Annotated in this window: 14 protein-coding genes; 9 read left to right on the plus strand and 5 right to left on the minus strand. The window is 65.7% G+C overall.

What is annotated here, in order from left to right; all coding sequences use genetic code 11:
* Nucleotides 1-2: 2 nt before the first annotated feature.
* A complete protein-coding gene (rpmD, locus tag WCL10_RS15980; RefSeq protein ID WP_336896660.1) occupies nucleotides 3-179 on the plus strand; it encodes a 50S ribosomal protein L30 in 177 nt (58 codons plus the stop codon).
* 164 nt (nucleotides 180-343) lie between these two features.
* Nucleotides 344-1,195: a nuclear transport factor 2 family protein gene (locus WCL10_RS15985; protein ID WP_336896661.1), complete on the plus strand. Its 852-nt coding sequence runs from the start codon at nucleotides 344-346 to the stop codon at nucleotides 1,193-1,195.
* A 116-nt stretch (nucleotides 1,196-1,311) separates the two neighbouring features.
* Here the strand turns inward: WCL10_RS15985 and WCL10_RS15990 are convergent, their stop codons facing one another.
* Nucleotides 1,312-2,877, minus strand: coding sequence for a hypothetical protein (locus tag WCL10_RS15990; protein ID WP_336896662.1), 1,566 nt, complete (start codon nucleotides 2,875-2,877; stop codon nucleotides 1,312-1,314).
* 14 nt (nucleotides 2,878-2,891) lie between these two features.
* Nucleotides 2,892-4,406, minus strand: a complete 1,515-nt coding sequence (locus WCL10_RS15995; RefSeq protein ID WP_336896663.1) for a DUF4139 domain-containing protein — start codon at nucleotides 4,404-4,406, stop codon at nucleotides 2,892-2,894.
* 306 nt (nucleotides 4,407-4,712) lie between these two features.
* Between WCL10_RS15995 and WCL10_RS16000 the strand changes: the two genes are divergently transcribed.
* Nucleotides 4,713-6,362, plus strand: a complete 1,650-nt coding sequence (locus tag WCL10_RS16000; RefSeq protein ID WP_336896664.1) for an FAD-dependent oxidoreductase — start codon at nucleotides 4,713-4,715, stop codon at nucleotides 6,360-6,362.
* Between the two features lie 13 nt (nucleotides 6,363-6,375).
* Here WCL10_RS16000 and WCL10_RS16005 read toward each other — a convergent pair whose 3' ends face one another.
* Nucleotides 6,376-7,239, minus strand: a complete 864-nt coding sequence (locus WCL10_RS16005) for a hypothetical protein (RefSeq protein WP_336896665.1) — start codon at nucleotides 7,237-7,239, stop codon at nucleotides 6,376-6,378.
* Nucleotides 7,229-7,393 carry a hypothetical protein gene (locus tag WCL10_RS16010; RefSeq protein ID WP_336896666.1) on the minus strand — a complete coding sequence of 55 codons (165 nt, stop codon included), beginning with the start codon at nucleotides 7,391-7,393 and terminating at the stop codon, nucleotides 7,229-7,231. Before WCL10_RS16010 ends, WCL10_RS16005 begins: the two co-directional genes overlap by 11 nt.
* 34 nt (nucleotides 7,394-7,427) lie before the next feature.
* On the opposite strand from WCL10_RS16010, the gene rplO reads away from it, so the two are divergent.
* The 6 genes from rplO (at nucleotide 7,428) to WCL10_RS16040 (ending at nucleotide 13,612) form a co-directional block, all read left to right on the plus strand.
* A complete protein-coding gene (gene rplO / locus WCL10_RS16015; RefSeq protein WP_336896667.1) occupies nucleotides 7,428-7,961 on the plus strand; it encodes a 50S ribosomal protein L15 in 534 nt (177 codons plus the stop codon).
* Between the two features lie 177 nt (nucleotides 7,962-8,138).
* Nucleotides 8,139-9,506, plus strand: a complete 1,368-nt coding sequence (gene secY, locus WCL10_RS16020) for a preprotein translocase subunit SecY (protein ID WP_336896668.1) — start codon at nucleotides 8,139-8,141, stop codon at nucleotides 9,504-9,506.
* 66 nt (nucleotides 9,507-9,572) lie between these two features.
* Nucleotides 9,573-10,217: an adenylate kinase gene (locus WCL10_RS16025; RefSeq protein WP_336896669.1), complete on the plus strand. Its 645-nt coding sequence runs from the start codon at nucleotides 9,573-9,575 to the stop codon at nucleotides 10,215-10,217.
* Between the two features lie 76 nt (nucleotides 10,218-10,293).
* A complete protein-coding gene (locus WCL10_RS16030; RefSeq protein ID WP_336896670.1) occupies nucleotides 10,294-11,247 on the plus strand; it encodes an SRPBCC domain-containing protein in 954 nt (317 codons plus the stop codon).
* 162 nt (nucleotides 11,248-11,409) lie between these two features.
* Nucleotides 11,410-12,765, plus strand: coding sequence for an NADP-specific glutamate dehydrogenase (gene gdhA, locus WCL10_RS16035; RefSeq protein WP_336896671.1), 1,356 nt, complete (start codon nucleotides 11,410-11,412; stop codon nucleotides 12,763-12,765).
* Nucleotides 12,766-12,862: 97 nt separating this feature from the next.
* Nucleotides 12,863-13,612 (plus strand): hypothetical protein, encoded by a 750-nt coding sequence (locus WCL10_RS16040; RefSeq protein ID WP_336896672.1) that lies wholly within the window; start codon nucleotides 12,863-12,865, stop codon nucleotides 13,610-13,612.
* 21 nt (nucleotides 13,613-13,633) lie between these two features.
* On the opposite strand, the gene WCL10_RS16045 is transcribed toward WCL10_RS16040, so the two are convergent.
* Nucleotides 13,634-14,923, minus strand: a complete 1,290-nt coding sequence (locus WCL10_RS16045) for an MFS transporter (RefSeq protein ID WP_336896673.1) — start codon at nucleotides 14,921-14,923, stop codon at nucleotides 13,634-13,636.
* Nucleotides 14,924-15,008: the final 85 nt, after the last annotated feature.

The raw sequence follows: 15,008 nt of genomic DNA on the forward strand, positions 1-15,008 counted from the left end.
AGATGGCAAAGATCAAGCTGAAGCAGATCGGTTCGCCGATCCGTCGCCCGGAAAGCCAGAAGCAGATCCTCATCGGTCTGGGTCTGGGCAAGATGCACCGCGTGGTCGAGGTGGAAGACACCGCCGAAGTCCGCGGCGCGCTCGCCAAGCTTCCGCACATGGTGGCCGTGGTCGACTGACTGCGCGCTTCCGGTGCGAACCAAAAGGGCCTCGGCAGCAATGCCGGGGCCTTTCTGGTTTGGCGGCCGGCAGCTCGCCCCGATTGCCAATGACGATGCCAGTTGTAGTGTCGGCCCCTGCGTGTGGGTTCGTTGCAGGGGTACTCGCGGTGGCAAAATCTGGAATGCATTCGATCGCTGGGCTTGGTCTGGCCGGAGCCATGGTCCTAATGCTGGCGGGCGCCGCACCGCCGCCCGAGGCCGATGATATTGCCGCCATCACCAGAGGCGAGGATGCCTTCGGCGGCGCGTTCGTGAGCGGAGATGCCGCGGCGCTCGACCGCCTGCTCGATGACGGTTTCGTCGGCGCCCAGCCGGATGGCACGCTCTATAACAAGCAGGAGGCCCTGACCTGGGCGCGCACCGGGCCAAACAACACCTTCGACCATGTCGATGATCTGCGAGTGCGCTTCTTCGGCGATACCGCCATCGCGCAGGGGCACGAAAGCGAGCGTGGCCCCGCGCCCGAATTGAAGCCGCTGCGCCGGGTGTTCACCGACACTTGGGTGAAGCGAAACGGGATCTGGCGGATTGCCGCAGCATCGGACCTCGATCCCGGGGCGGCGACGGCATCCGCCTTTGCCGCCGATGCCGATACCATCCGCGCCCTGCGCGCCCGCAGCAACGCGGCCATACGCGCGCACGACATGGCGGGTTTCCTGCCCGTGTTCGCCGATGATGCGGTCTTCGTCTGGAGCAATGGCACCTCGTCGGTGGGCAAGGCAGGGCTGCAGACCTTCTTCGCGCGTGATTTTGCCGATCCCGCGTTCGGCACCTACATCCGCACCCCGGCGCGCGTCAGCGTCTCCGAAACCGGGCAGCGGGCGGTGGAGCACGGTACATGGACCGCGCTCAAGCGCGACACCCGCTATGGCGGCGACTATCTCGCGCACTGGTTCAAGGCCCCGACGGGCTGGCAGATCCGCGGGGAGGTCTATGTGAAGCTGTACTGCACCGGCCCCTTGTGCACGCCTTGAGGATCGCTGCTGGCCGCAAGCGCATCGGAGCGTGCACGCGCTGAGGTGGCGATGGGATCGCCCGAGGCAGTGCCCAACGGTCCGGCGGCGGCGCTGATCGGCGGGAAGCGGCCGGCTCAGTCGGGATCGACGATGCGGTAGCGCAGCTTGGCCTCGCCATTGGCGGGCACGGTCGCGTTCCAGGTGGGGCGGCCGAACTTGCGGGTGAGGCGCACCGAGGGGCGCTCGAGTTTCTGCCCGTCGTTGATCATGATCGTGCCCTCAAAGCTGATCGGCCAGGGGTTGGCATTGGTCACGGTGGCCTCGAGATCGTCGGCCTTCTCGCCGTTCTTCAGCGTCTCGACTTTGATGTTCACCCCCGGCGAGAGGCCGAGCCGCATATCGACGTCCTCATTCACGGCATTGTCGGCCATGCCGCCTTCGCCGACCAGCAGCATCTCGCTGCCATGCGGCTCGAACACGGCGACCGGGCCGCCCGGCAGCGCGACGCCGAGCCCGTCTTCCTTGCGGTTGCGCGTGCGCAGCCGGATCTGGGGATTGCCCTCGGTGCCGAGCCAGAGATTGGCGGTGTGGACGGTCTTGAACTTCACGCCCCTCAGATCATGCATCGCCACCTGCTTCTGTGCGTTGGATGCAACGGTGGTCGGCATGGGCACGCGGTAGAGCTTGAGGTCGCCGAGGGCTTCCTCTGCGACCGTCACTGCGAGGGGCGCGGCCTGCATCGCGCTGTCCATGCGCTTTGCGGTGACGATGATCTCGTCCAGAGCCGGAGCGGACATGGCCATCGGCGGAGGGGCAGGGGGCATGAAGCCCGCCATCATGTCGTTCCGCCGCCCGAGATAACACTGCAGCACGAGATCGCCGTCCTGCGCAGCCTGCGCCTCGCGCGCATCCTCCCGGTCCAGCTTACCCCCCACAACCGCCGTCGCCGCATCGGTGAAGCTCGTCGGATCGCTGCTGGCGAGCGTCACCCACGCCAGCATGTCCGCCCTGCCGGTCTCTGGGTTGAGCCGGACGACATAGTTGGTCTGCCAGTCGAAGCCCCAGGCGAGATAGGACAGCGAAACCGCCGCGCGCCGCGCTTCCTTGCTTTCCGTCCGCACCGAAAGCGTGGGCTTGGCCGAAAGCCCCTCGGGCATTTCGGTATAGACCAACGCATCCGAAATCCCGCGCCCGCAATCGGCGACTTCAAAGCCGTTCTTCGTCTGGAGGATCGCCGCGCCGTCCGGGCCGGAGCGGATCACCGCGCGCTCCTCGGTTACCTTGCCTTTGCCGTCCTTGCCGCTGTGGCGGCGCAGGATCACCGGGCGGCCGAAAGCGCGGGCATAGAGATTGCGCGCCGAAAGCAGATCGGCATCGAGGTTCTTCTCACGCACCCCGGATGGAAAGCCCGTGACCAGCGCGGATTCGGGGAGGATGCCGCCCGCCACGCCTTCAAAGCGGATCGTCGCTGCGCCGGCCGGGATATCCACCGTCCGCGTCTCGGTGATCAGCGCGTAGCCTTCGAGCCAGCCCAGATCCATTGCGTCATTGGGCGAGCGGTTCGGCGCACGGTAGATCGTCACCGCCACCGTATCGGGCTTGGCCGAAAGCACCGTGCGCGCTTCTTCGGCGGCAGCGGGCAGGGACAGGCCCAGCGGCAGCGCCGCGACCGAAGCGGCCAGCAGGGAAAGGGCGCGCACCGCCGGTGTCCCGGTCAGTAGCGCGTGTCGAACTGGACGGTGAGGGTGGTCTCGCCGTTTGCGGGCACATCCAGCGTCCAGCTGCGCTCGTCGAGCGTGCGCTGCGTGCCCTTGACCGTCTCCGAAGGCACCCGCGTGTCGCTCCACCAGTTGTCGAGCCCGGCCTGCACCACCTCGACCTTGACCGGTGTGGGCCGCGCATTGGTCACCTTGTAGGTCATCGTCGTGCGCCAGTAGACCTTTTGCCGCTCCACGGTCACGTCATCGGTCTTGCCGTTCACGGTCACGCGCCAGCGCCCCGTTTTCTCCCATTCATCCGAGGTGATGGTCTCGCGCTTCTCGACCGTCGGCTGCACTTTCACGTCGAACGCCTCGCCGGTGCGAAGCGAGAGCGTCGAGCCCATCGGGGTGTGATCGATCGCCTTCTCGCCGATGAACTGCGGCTGCCCGCGCGCATCGCGCATGTAGACGCGCACCGTCCCCGCCGGGAGCGCATCGCCCACGCCGCTGCCCTTTGCGGTCGACAGGTTGAGCACGGTGGCAAAGCTCTGCGCTTCGTCCGAACGGCCGAGCCAGTCGTTGCGGAAGTAGTAGCCCTTGCTCGCGGGGGCGCCCGCCACATCGAGGAAGCTCACCTGCTTCTGCTGTGCATTGGCGACGGTCGTGCGTCCGGCGATCGGGTAGACATAGTAGTCGCCCAACCGCTCCCGGTCGGCGCTCTGGGTACCCGGCTTGAAGGCGATCTGCGGGGCAACACGGCCCCGGTTCCAGCCGCCGCGGTTGCCGCCGTTGTCGTCCCCGGGCTGCCCCGCCACGAGCAGCACGCGCGCATTGGGGAAGCTCGTGCCGGTGTTGTTCGTCAGCGTGATCCAGCCCTGCAGGTCCATCTTGCCCGCCGCCTCGTCGAACAGCGCGACATAGTCCGCCTTCCAGCCGAAGCCTGTCGAGAGATAGCTCAGCGTGACCGGGCGAGGGCCGGGCGTTGCGGCATTTAGGGTGATCGAAAGCGTCGGCCGCGCGCGCAGGTTTGGCGGCAGGCCGGGAAACACGATGCGCGCGCCCATCTGTTCGAGCACCTCGATCCGCTCGCCGATCCGCACGATCGTCCCGCCGTTGTTGGCGAGCACCAGCGCCTGCTCGCGCGTTTCCGCACCGGTCGCGGGATTGGTTCGCACCACAGTCACCGTCTGGCCCACGGCCTTGTCGAGCAGCTTGTCGGGCGAGAGCAGGTCGTAGTCGAAGTTCTGCTCGACGATCCCGGCGCCTTCCCCCGAGAGCGTCACCGTTTCGGGCCGGATCGCGGCGGAAACGTCGGGAAACTCCTGCCGCGTACGGCCCTTGGGCAGAGTCAGCTGGCGCATGTCCTGCACCAGCGCCAGATTGTTGTTGTAGATGGTGAGCGAGACATCGCCCTGCGCCGAACCGGAAGGAGCGGGGGACGGCGCAGGCGCCGGCTGTGCGGCCAGCGCGGCGGGCAGGGCCGCGCCGATGCACAGCATCGCGATACGGGCATGGCTGGTCTGGATCATCGGTTCCTCTCCCCTCACTGGGCCCGTTGCCGGATAGCCTGAAGGTCTATCCGAGGTCCCAGGTCTTGGAAAGCGGATGCTGGAGCCGCCCCAAGGCGAGCCATACTCCACGATCCGTCCTTGCCCGTTCCTGAACCGGCAGACCGGCGCAACCGGGTGGTTCCGGGCGTCGATTGGGGCGCAATTCCTAGAACAAGTAGCAGGGTGTATTCCCGCGCGGCGCGGCCTACGCCGGGGCCGGAACAAGCGCTGAGCAAGGCTGAAGCCGATGGGGTGATGCATGCGCTTGATGACGGGAGACAGGCAGTGCCTCAGGGGAATGCGTGGGATCGCGAAGCGGATGTCGTCGTGCTCGGCTCAGGCGGCGCGGCGCTTGCTGCGGCTGCTTCGGCCCACGATCACGGCGCGCGTGACGTGCTGATCATCGAGCGCAGCGGCATGGTTGGCGGCACCACGGCGATGTCGGGCGGGATGCTGTGGATCCCGGGCAACCATCATCAGCTCGCCGCCGGTGTGACCGAGGCTGACGAGGACGTTGTCGCCTATCTTGATGCGCTTGCCCCCGGCCAGCTCGATCCCGATACGCTCTGGGCCTTCATGGAGGGCGGGCGCGAAATGGTCCGCTATCTCGAGGAGAAGACACCGGTACGGCTTCACGCCTTCACTGATTTTCCCGATTATCAGCCCTATGCGCCGGGCGCCAAGCCTGATGGGGGGCGCAGTCTCGACAATGCCGCGTTCTCGTTCGAGCGGCTTGGCAAGTGGGCCGCGCGGGTCAACCCCAGCAAGATGGCCTATCCGCTGCGCGCCAGCCTCAAGGAAGCGGTCGAGGGTTCGCTGGGCGAGGCCGAACTCGCCGAGCGCGAGCGCGGCGACTACCGCGCGCTCGGTCAGGCGCTGGTCGGCGCGCTGTTCTGCGCGGTGGTCGAGCGGGGCATCCCGGTCGCGTTCGAAACCCGCGCCCGCAAGCTCGTCAAGGATGGCGACCGCATCATCGGCGTGGTGGCCGAGGAAGCCGACGGGCGGGAAATCCGCGTCCGCGCGCGGCGCGGTGTGGTGATCGCGACCGGCGGGTTCGAATGGAACCCGGCGCTGGTCAAGGCGTTCCTGCGCGGGCCGATGACGGGCCCGGTCAGCGTGCCGGAAAACGAGGGCGACGGCCTCCTCATGGCGATCGAGGCGGGCGCGCAGCTCGGCAACATGCAGAACGCATTCTGGATGCAGAGCGCGCTCGAGATGAAGCCGCAGCGCGGCGCGCGGCCGAACTACATGCTCGGTTCGGACGAGCGAGCGCGCCCCGGTGCGATCCTCGTCAACCGGGCGGGCAAGCGCTTCGTCAACGAGGCGGTCAACTACAACGCGCTGGGCAAGGCGATCATTGCCTTCGACGCCGCGACCCACAGCTATCCCAACGTGCCCTACTGGCTGATCATCGACCAGCGCTACAAGGACAAGTACCCCACGTTCAACTCGCCGCCCGGCTCGCCGATCCCCTCCTACATGATGCAGGCCGAAACGCTCGAAGGCCTTGCCGAAATCGCGGGCATCGATCCGGCGGGCCTTTCAGCCACCGTCGCGCGCTTCAACACGATGGTCCGCGCCGGCCACGACGATGATTTCCAGCGCGGCGACAACACATACGACAACTTCTACATGTGGGGCGATCCTGCGTTCGATCCGCCCTACCGCACGCTGGGCCTGATCGATCAGGGGCCGTTCTACGCGGTGCAGATGGAATCGGGCGTGCTGGGCACCTGCGGCGGGCCCAAGACCAATGCGGACGCGCAAGTGGTCGATTGGGACGGCAACCCCATCCCGGGGCTCTATGCGGCGGGCAATGCCATGGCGGCGGTGCTGGGCGAGGCCTATGGCGGCGCGGGCGGGACGCTGGGGCCGGGGCTCACGTTCGGCTATCTTGCGGGCAAGCACCTCGGTTCGCACCTGCCCAACGCCTGAGCGGCGCGAGGGGTCAGCGGCCGCCTTTCTCCGCGATCCGCCACTGCCCGTCGCGGAGCCGGTAGATGTGTGGGGAGATGCAGCGCTCCTGCTGGGCGCAGTCCTTGCGAACTGTGTCGGCAAAGCCTTCGAGCGCCAGGCCATCGGGGAGGGCCGCCACGAAGACGAAGCGGTCCGACACCACGGTGACGAACAGGTCTGGCCCGACTACCGCTGCGATCTTCTCGAAGACGTCGCGCTGGGTCAGCAGACTGCCGAGGTAGTCGTAGTCGGCAAAGGCTGTCGGCTGCTTCAGCAACGCGTCCGGCGCGGGCAGGGGAGGCAGCTTCGCCCGGGTCTGGCGGTCGGCAATGTCCCAGGCCTCCGCCACCGAAAGCCCCAGCTTTGTCAGCGTCTCGGGGTTGGCAATTGCCGTCGTCTCCGGGCTGTCCACCGCAAGGATGGCATAGAGATCATCGCCGATCTGCCTGATGGCTGCTGCGTAGGGTTTGTCCGCCGTCGCGACCGAGCGCACGTAATCCACATAGACCTGATCTCGCACGATCAGCCGCAGATCCTCTCGCCGCGCTGGCGGAGGCGTTTCCGTCAAGGCCCTGACGAAGCGAGCCTTGGCCTCATCACATTCCTTGGCAGATGCATTCTGGCAATAGGACCAGATGCGGCCGACATTGATGAACATGTTCTTGTCCGGCCCGCCGCGATCGACGTTCAATTGCTGCCAGTCGTCCCCTGAGGCTTCGACCTTGCTGCCGGTGGCCTTGGCGATGCGCTGGATCATTTCGCGCTGGAACGCGTTCTGGCTTGGCGCTGCAAGGCTGGCGACCGGGGTTAGGCAGCAGCCGACGAGCGTGGCGATCAATAAGGAGCTACGGCGCATGGGCGCTCTCCGGTTCGGTCTGATATCCAGCCTGCGACCAGCGCAGCAGCGGCGCAAGACCCGTGCGGTCCGGAATGGAGGGGTTGCCCTCTGGTTCCGAGGTCGATCCGGGCGTGACATTCGCCACCGCTTCGCCTAAGGGCCCGCCTTCCATCAGCGCGACTCAAAGCGAAAGCGAGTGCTACACCATGACCAAGCTTAACGAACTCTCCGACAATTATGGCGCCCGCAAGGGCCGCATGCGCGTGGGCCGCGGCATCGGCTCGGGCAAGGGCAAGACCGCCGGACGCGGCCAGAAGGGCGCAAAGGCGCGCTCGGGCGTGTCGGTCAACGGGTTCGAAGGCGGCCAGATGCCGCTTCACATGCGCATCCCGAAGCGCGGCTTCAACAACATCTTCGCCAAGGACTTCGCTGAAGTGAACCTCGGCATGATCCAAAAGGCGATCGATTCGGGCAAGCTTGCCACCGACGGCGTGGTTGACCATGCCGCGCTCAAGGCCGCCGGCCTTGCTCGCGGCGGCAAGGACGGCGTGCGCCTCCTCGCCAAGGGTGAACTCACCACCAAGGTCAGCTTCGCGGTCGAAGGCGTCAGCAAGGGCGCCCGTGCGGCGGTCGAGGCGCTCGGCGGCTCGGTCACCCTGCCCGAGGCACAGCCCAGCGAGCACGAGAAGAAGACCGGCCGCCGCGAGGCCAACAAGGCCGCGGCCAAGGCAGCGAAGTAAGGCAAAAGCGGGCGGGGGCAGGGCTAGCGCCGCCCCCGCCGGTTTTTTCGTCTCCCATCATGCCGTGAAATGGCTGGCGGGGGGTTCGACATTGCCGAACCCTCCCTATATGGGCTAGCCAAGAAGGCCATGCGGAACTTTCGCAGTCGGCCCAGCAGCAAGGCTTGAAACCCCACAATGGCATCCCGCGCCGACAACATCGCCAGCACGCTCAATCTGGCCAACTTCTCCAAGGCGACCGAGCTCAAGTCGCGCATCTGGTTTACGGTCGGCGCGCTGATCGTGTTCCGGTTCTTGAGCTTTGTGCCGCTGCCGGGCGTCAACCCGATGATCCTGGAGGAGCTCTACAAGCGCACCCAGGGCGGCATCCTCGATGTTTTCAATGCTTTCTCGGGCGGTTCGCTCCAGCGCATGAGCCTTATCGCGCTCGGCGTGATGCCCTACATCACGGCCTCGATCGTGGTGCAGCTTGCCGCCTCGCTTCACCCGGCGCTCACCGCGCTCAAGAAGGAAGGCGAGAGCGGGCGCAAGAAGCTCAACCAGTACACACGCTACGGCGCGGTGTTCCTCACTGCGATCCAGGGGTATTTCCTCGCCGTCGGGCTTGAGGCGTTCAGCGCATCGAGCGGGCTGCAGGCGGTGGTCGATCCGGGCTATATCTTCCGCATCGGCGCGGTGATCAGCCTTATCGGCGGCACCATGTTCCTGCTCTGGCTGGGCGAGCAGATCACCAGCCGCGGCATCGGCAATGGCGTCTCGCTGATCATCATGGCGGGCATTGTCGCCCAGATGCCGACGTTCTTCGGCAACATGTTCGAACAGGGCCGCACCGGTGCGCTCAGCCCGTTCCTGATCTTCGGCGTGTTCGCGATGCTGGTCGCGGTTGTCATCTTCATCTGCTTCTTCGAGCGCGCCTCGCGCCGCCTGCTGATCCAGTATCCCAAGCGCGTCACCCAGCGCGGGACGATGGCGGCAGACCGCAGCCACTTGCCCTTGAAGCTCAACACCGCGGGCGTGATCCCGCCGATCTTCGCAAGCTCGCTGCTGCTGCTGCCGCTTACCATCACGCAGTTTGCCGGCCGCTCGGTGTCTCCCGATTCCACCTGGGGTCAGGTCATCGTCGGGCTGAACCAGTATCTGGGCCACGGCAAGCCGGTCTACATGGTGCTCTACGCCCTGGGGATCGTGTTCTTCAGCTTCTTCTACACCGCGATCGTGTTCAATCCGGAAGAGACGGCCGACAATCTCAAGCGCAACGGCGGCTTCATTCCGGGCATCCGTCCGGGCAAGAACACCGAGAAGTATCTCGATTACGTTCTGACGCGCATCACCGTGCTGGGCGCAGCCTACATCACCGTAGTCTGCGTGGTCCCCGAGGCGATCATGGCCGAAACCGGCATGGGTTCGCTGTTCTTCGGCGGCACCAGCCTGCTCATCGTGGTCAACGTAACGGTCGATACGATTACCCAGATTCAGTCGCATCTGCTGGCGCACCAGTATGGCGACCTGATCAAGAAGGCCAAGCTGAAAGGCCGCATGCGCTGAGCGGGTCGCCCGGGGGTCGGGCGGCACAGCTCGAAACCGGCGGGCGGTAAAGAGGGGATTGCAGGCGTGAACATCATCCTGTTGGGGCCGCCGGGGGCGGGCAAGGGTACCCAGGCACAGCGGCTCGTCGAGCGGCATGGCATGAAGCAGCTTTCCACCGGCGACATGCTGCGCGCCGCGGTGAAGGCGGGCACGCCCGTCGGGCTGAAGGCCAAGGCGGTGATGGAAGCGGGCGAACTCGTGTCGGACGAGATCGTGTCGGCGCTCATCGGCGATGAACTCGATGCCATGCCCGAAGGCATGGGCGCGATCTTTGATGGTTATCCGCGTACCGCGCCTCAGGCAGAATCCCTCGATGCCATTCTCACCTCGCGCGGCCGCGCGCTTGATCATGTGATCGAGCTCGAGGTCAACGAGGACGCGCTCGTCGAGCGGATCACCGGGCGCTACACCTGCGCCACCTGCGGCAAGGGCTATCACGACACCTTCGAGAAGCCGGCGGTGGAGGGCACCTGCGACAAGTGCGGTGGCCACGAATTCAAGCGCCGCCCCGACGACAACGAGGAAACCGTGCGCACGCGCATGGCCGAATACCGCGCAAAGACCGCGCCGATCCTTCCCATCTACGAAGCGCGCGGCATTGTCAGCCGCGTTGACGGTATGGCCGATATGGACGCCGTGACGGGTGCCATCGAGGCCATTCTAGTATAAACCCGCAGCGGCGCCGCACCGGCGCTGCGGCGGGAGACGGGTGATGCGGTCAGGTTCGAGCAGGCGCAGGGGCGCCATGCTGCTGCTGGCGGCACTCCCCTTCATCGCCCAACCGGCCCGCGCTGATGTTGTCACCCGCAGCGAAACCGGCTTCGTCGTGCGCATCGCCAGCGAAGTCACGGCCAGTCCGGCCGATGCGTGGAAGGCCATCCTCACCCCCGCGTATTGGTGGCAGGGCCAGCACACCTTTTCGGGTGACGCCGCCAATCTCACGCTCGATCCGCAAGTCGGCGGCTGTTTCTGCGAGGTCTTGCCGCGCCCCGAAGGCGCACCGCTCACGCAGAAGCCGGGCGGCGTGCAGCATATGCGCGTCCTCTACATCGAACCGCCGCGTGCGCTGCGTCTCGCAGGGGCGCTCGGGCCGCTGCAGAGCGAGGCACTCGCCGCGACGATGACGATCACGGTCAAGCCGACCGAGAAGGGCTCGCGCATCCTGTTCGAGTACGTTGTCGGTGGCTTCATGCGCTACAAGGTCGATGAAATCGCACCAGCGGTGGACCGCATGCTCACGGCCCAGCTTGGCAGCCTCGCCAGCAAACTCGGGCCTGTGGCCGAGGTCCCCGCGCCCAAGCCCGAAGCCGGTACGCCAGCCCCCGATGCCGAACTCCCGCCAGCGCAAAAGACTGTCGGGCCGCTCGGCAGCGCGGTGAACTACAGTCTGCCGCCCGCTCGCGGCGCCGCGCCTGCAGCAAAGCCTTCACCAAAACCAGCCGCCAAGCCCGCGCCCGAGGCAAATCCGGCCGCAGCCGCGCCGCCTCCCGCTGCCGCGGTGAAAGTCGCAGCAAAGCCTGCAGCAAAGCCGGCCGCCAAACAGGTGGCCAAAACGCCTGCCAAGCTTGCCCCGGTCAAGGCCCCGGTCAAGCCTGCTGCCAGACCACCCGCTCCCAAGGCCCCCGATCCCGAGGACGAAGCGCACCGCGATGCCAATGCCGCCTTCGATGCGGCGCTTGGCGGCCCGCCTTCGCCCTGATCGGCGCAGCATGTGCGCCACTGCACTGGCGCGGGTAACAAAACCGGGTAGTCTCCCCAGGATAAAAAGCGACTCGCCGGGCCAGACCGGACGGGCGACTTGACAAGTGGTCGCATAAAAATCGCGACGCCGATTTCCGGCCTCGCAAAGGGGGAGAATGCTGTGGCCGTTTCCGATCACGTCGACCTGCCGACCTTCATGGAAGGCGTCAAGAAGCGCAACCCGTACCAGCCGGAATTTGTCCAGGCCGTGCAGGAAGTTGCCGAAGACATCTTCGAATTCATGGAAGACAAGGAGCAATATCACTCGCAGCAGATCCTGCGCCGCATTGCGGAGCCGGACCGTGTCGTCTCGTTCCGCGTGTGCTGGGAGGACGATGCCGGCAACATCCGCGTCCAGCGCGGCTGGCGCGTGCAGAACAACAATGCGATCGGCCCCTACAAGGGCGGCATCCGCTTCCACCCCAGCGTCACCGAAAGCGTATTGAAGTTCCTCGCCTTCGAGCAGACTTTCAAGAACGCGCTGACCGGCCTGCCGATGGGCGGCGGCAAGGGCGGCTCGAACTTCAACCCCAAGGGCAAGAGCGCGCGCGAGATCATGCGCTTCTGCCAGTCCTTCATGACCGAACTCTACCGCCACATCGGCGCCGACGTCGACGTTCCGGCGGGCGATATCGGCGTGGGCGGGCGCGAGATCGGCTACATGTTCGGCCAGTACAAGCGGATCACCAACCACTTCACAGGCGTGCTCACCGGCAAGGGCCTCGAATGGGGCGGCTCGCTGATCCGCACCGAGGCGACCGGCTACGGCGCAGTCTATTTCCTCGCCAACATGCTGGCGACCAAGGGCGAAGACCTCACCGGCAAGACGGCGGTTATTTCCGGTTCGGGCAACGTGGCAACCCATGCGGCCGAAAAGATTGTCCAGCTGGGCGGCAAGGTGCTGACGCTCTCGGATTCGGGCGGTTACATCCATGATCCCGATGGCATCGACCAGAACAAGATCAACTGGGTGAAGGACCTCAAGAACGTCCGCCGCGGCCGCATTGAAGAATATGTCGCCGCCTTCCCCAAGGCGAGCTTCGTCAAGGGCAAGACGCCGTGGGGCGTGCCCTGCGATGTCGCGCTGCCCTGCGCCACGCAGAACGAACTGCTGGGCGAGGACGCGAAGATGCTCGTCGCCAACGGCTGCAAGGCCGTGGCCGAAGGCGCCAACATGCCGACCGACCTCGATGGCGTGCACACCTTCAAGGCGGCGAAGATCCTCTACGCCCCGGGCAAGGCCAGCAACGCCGGAGGCGTCGCGGTTTCGGGCCTCGAAATGAGCCAGAACTCCGAACGCCGCTCGTGGAAGGAGGAGGAACTCCAGCAGATGCTCAAGGACATCATGCTCGGCATCCACCAGTCCTGCCTTGCCTACGGCGATCAGGGCGGCGGCTATGTCGACTACGTGAAGGGCGCGAATATCGCCGGCTTCAAGAAAGTGGCCGACGCGATGCTGGCCTTCGGCGTGGTGTGATTTCCGTTTAGCCTTGCGAAATCGGGAAGGGGGCGGATGTTAGACGCGTCCACCCCCTTCTGTTTGCGGTTGAACTTGGTCGCGCTAGGCTAAGGTGATGAAGCTCTACCCCGTCATCTTCGGAATTGCCCTGACATTTGCAGCGGCCATAAGCGCGGCCCCATGTGCCGCAGAAGCGGCTCCGGCTATCTCTTCAGACGAGCAAGCCGCACGTCCCGTGGTCGTCTTCGTCGAAACCAACCCATGGCTCATGGTCATAGGCAGCGATGTCCCATCGTTTGTGCTCTACGATGATGGGACAGTCATTTATCGCAAGGGCGAGAACTTCTTGACGGCCGTTTTGCCGGCAAACGAAGTGGCGCGGATCGTCGCTTCAGCGCGCCTTGCTGATGAGGTGGTCAACATCGAGGTTTCGGACGCGACAGACCAACCAACAACCAGCGTTTTGCTAAGCGAGAATGGCAAGGTTAGCGGCGTCAGGATTTACGGGCGGGTCCCGAGCGGGGAAAGGCAGGGCAAGCTCTCGCCGCAAATGATCGACACCGTGTTGGCGCTGCGAAAGTTTGAAGTTGCCGATGCAAAACCGTGGTTGCCGAAGAATATCGAAGTGATGATCTGGCCATACGAGTATGCGCCGGAGGCCTCAATTGATTGGCCGCGAGACTGGCCGGGACTTAAGGATCCGGCGACAGTGCAGCGGGTGGATGTTTACAGTCTTTTTCTGCCTTCTGCCCATCTTGCGGAGCTCAAGGCTCTGCTCGCACGCCAGAAGGCGCGAGGAGCGGTCAAGATTGGCGGCCATAAATGGGCGGTGGCGTGGCGGTTGCCGTTGCCTGGTGTTCGATAGGCAAGGTCTGGCGCAAAGGCCTCAGGGCAATTGCATGCTCCTTGCCCGCACCAGCATGGCGAAGGCCGCCGATCCGGCCATCATCGGGATAAGCAGCGCTACGCCAAGGTGATAGCTCCCTGTCCGATCCGCGAGCACGCCCCACAGGATCGGCCCCACAAACGCGCCGCTCTGCGAGATCGTATTGGCCATGGCGAGGCCCCCGGCGCGGTCGGCGGCGAGGATCAGGCGGCTCACCATCGCGAGCGGCAACATCCCCGCGACCTGCGAGGCTGCCATGAACAGAATATATCCCCCGATCGAGGTCTCGCCCGTCCCGCCCAGCCAGAGCAGCACGAGCCCCGCCCCTGCCAGGAGGACTAGTCCGATATAGGCCGCCACCGTGCGCGCCACGGTCTGTCCTGCCACCGTACCGACAAGCAGCAGGCCCAGCGCGATGGCCACGCCGCTGGCCGAAACGATCTGCCCCACGCCCGCAACGCCGAACCCGGTGTCATGCGCCAGCAGCCGGGGCGCGGAAAACACGATCGCGTTGATCGCGATGAAATTGCAGGCATTGGCCATGCCGAGCAGCAGGACATAGCGGTTGGTCAGCGCGCGCAGCAGGCTGTGCCCGTGATCGCCGGCCGCGGCGGTCTCCACCGCCAGCGCGTCCCCAAGCCAGGCGCGCTCCGCCGCGTTCAGCCAGCGCGCGGTCTCGGGCCGGTCGGGCAGTGCGAGCAGCAGCACCGCGGCCAGCACTACTGAAGGCAGCCCTTCCATGATGAGTAGCCATTGCCAGCCCTGCATCCCCGCGAGCCCGTCCATCGCCAGCAGCGGCGCGGCAAGAGATCCCATCACGATGAACGAGAGCGGCAGCGCCACATAGAAGCGGCTGATCGCCCAGGCGCGGTGCGCGCCGGGGAACCAGCTCGTGAGATAGAGGATCACCCCCGGGTAGAAGCCCGCTTCGGCCACCCCCAGCGCAAAGCGCATCGCGTAGAACTGCACGGGGCTGCGGATGAAGGCGGTGGCGATCGAGATCAGGCCCCAAGTCAGCATGATCCGAGCCAGCCAGCGCCTTGCCCCGAACCGCGCGAGGAGCAGGTTCGAGGGCACTTCGAACAGCGCGTAACCCAGGAAAAAGGCGGAGGCGCCAAAGCCGTAGATCGTCTCGCTGAAGCCGAGGTCGGCATTCATGGTCGCGGCGGCAAAGCTGATGTTGCCGCGGTCGATCACCGCGACGAAATAGCTCAGCAGGATCAGCGGCAGGGTCCGCCACGCGATCTTTCGAATCAGCGTGCGCTCGTTGACCCCAGTCCCGTCCTGCATGTGCCGGTTGCTCCCGCTACTCGAAATCCGGGACGCTGCCCGGATGCTGCGTTAACAGGGCACGGTGAAACGGCAAGGCCGCCCA

It is taken from the genome of Novosphingobium sp. (assembly GCF_037133355.1).
Lineage (GTDB): Bacteria > Pseudomonadota > Alphaproteobacteria > Sphingomonadales > Sphingomonadaceae > Novosphingobium.

Coding starts and splice junctions, on each gene's coding strand:
- rpmD (WP_336896660.1), top strand. CDS start 3: ATGGCAAAGATCAAGCTGAAGCAGATCGGTTCGCCGATCCGTCGCCCG.
- WCL10_RS15985 (WP_336896661.1), top strand. CDS start 344: ATGCATTCGATCGCTGGGCTTGGTCTGGCCGGAGCCATGGTCCTAATG.
- WCL10_RS15995 (WP_336896663.1), bottom strand. CDS start 4,406: ATGATCCAGACCAGCCATGCCCGTATCGCGATGCTGTGCATCGGCGCG.
- WCL10_RS16005 (WP_336896665.1), bottom strand. CDS start 7,239: ATGCGCCGTAGCTCCTTATTGATCGCCACGCTCGTCGGCTGCTGCCTA.
- WCL10_RS16010 (WP_336896666.1), bottom strand. CDS start 7,393: ATGGAAGGCGGGCCCTTAGGCGAAGCGGTGGCGAATGTCACGCCCGGA.
- rplO (WP_336896667.1), top strand. CDS start 7,428: ATGACCAAGCTTAACGAACTCTCCGACAATTATGGCGCCCGCAAGGGC.
- secY (WP_336896668.1), top strand. CDS start 8,139: ATGGCATCCCGCGCCGACAACATCGCCAGCACGCTCAATCTGGCCAAC.
- WCL10_RS16030 (WP_336896670.1), top strand. CDS start 10,294: ATGCTGCTGCTGGCGGCACTCCCCTTCATCGCCCAACCGGCCCGCGCT.
- WCL10_RS16040 (WP_336896672.1), top strand. CDS start 12,863: ATGAAGCTCTACCCCGTCATCTTCGGAATTGCCCTGACATTTGCAGCG.
- WCL10_RS16045 (WP_336896673.1), bottom strand. CDS start 14,923: ATGCAGGACGGGACTGGGGTCAACGAGCGCACGCTGATTCGAAAGATC.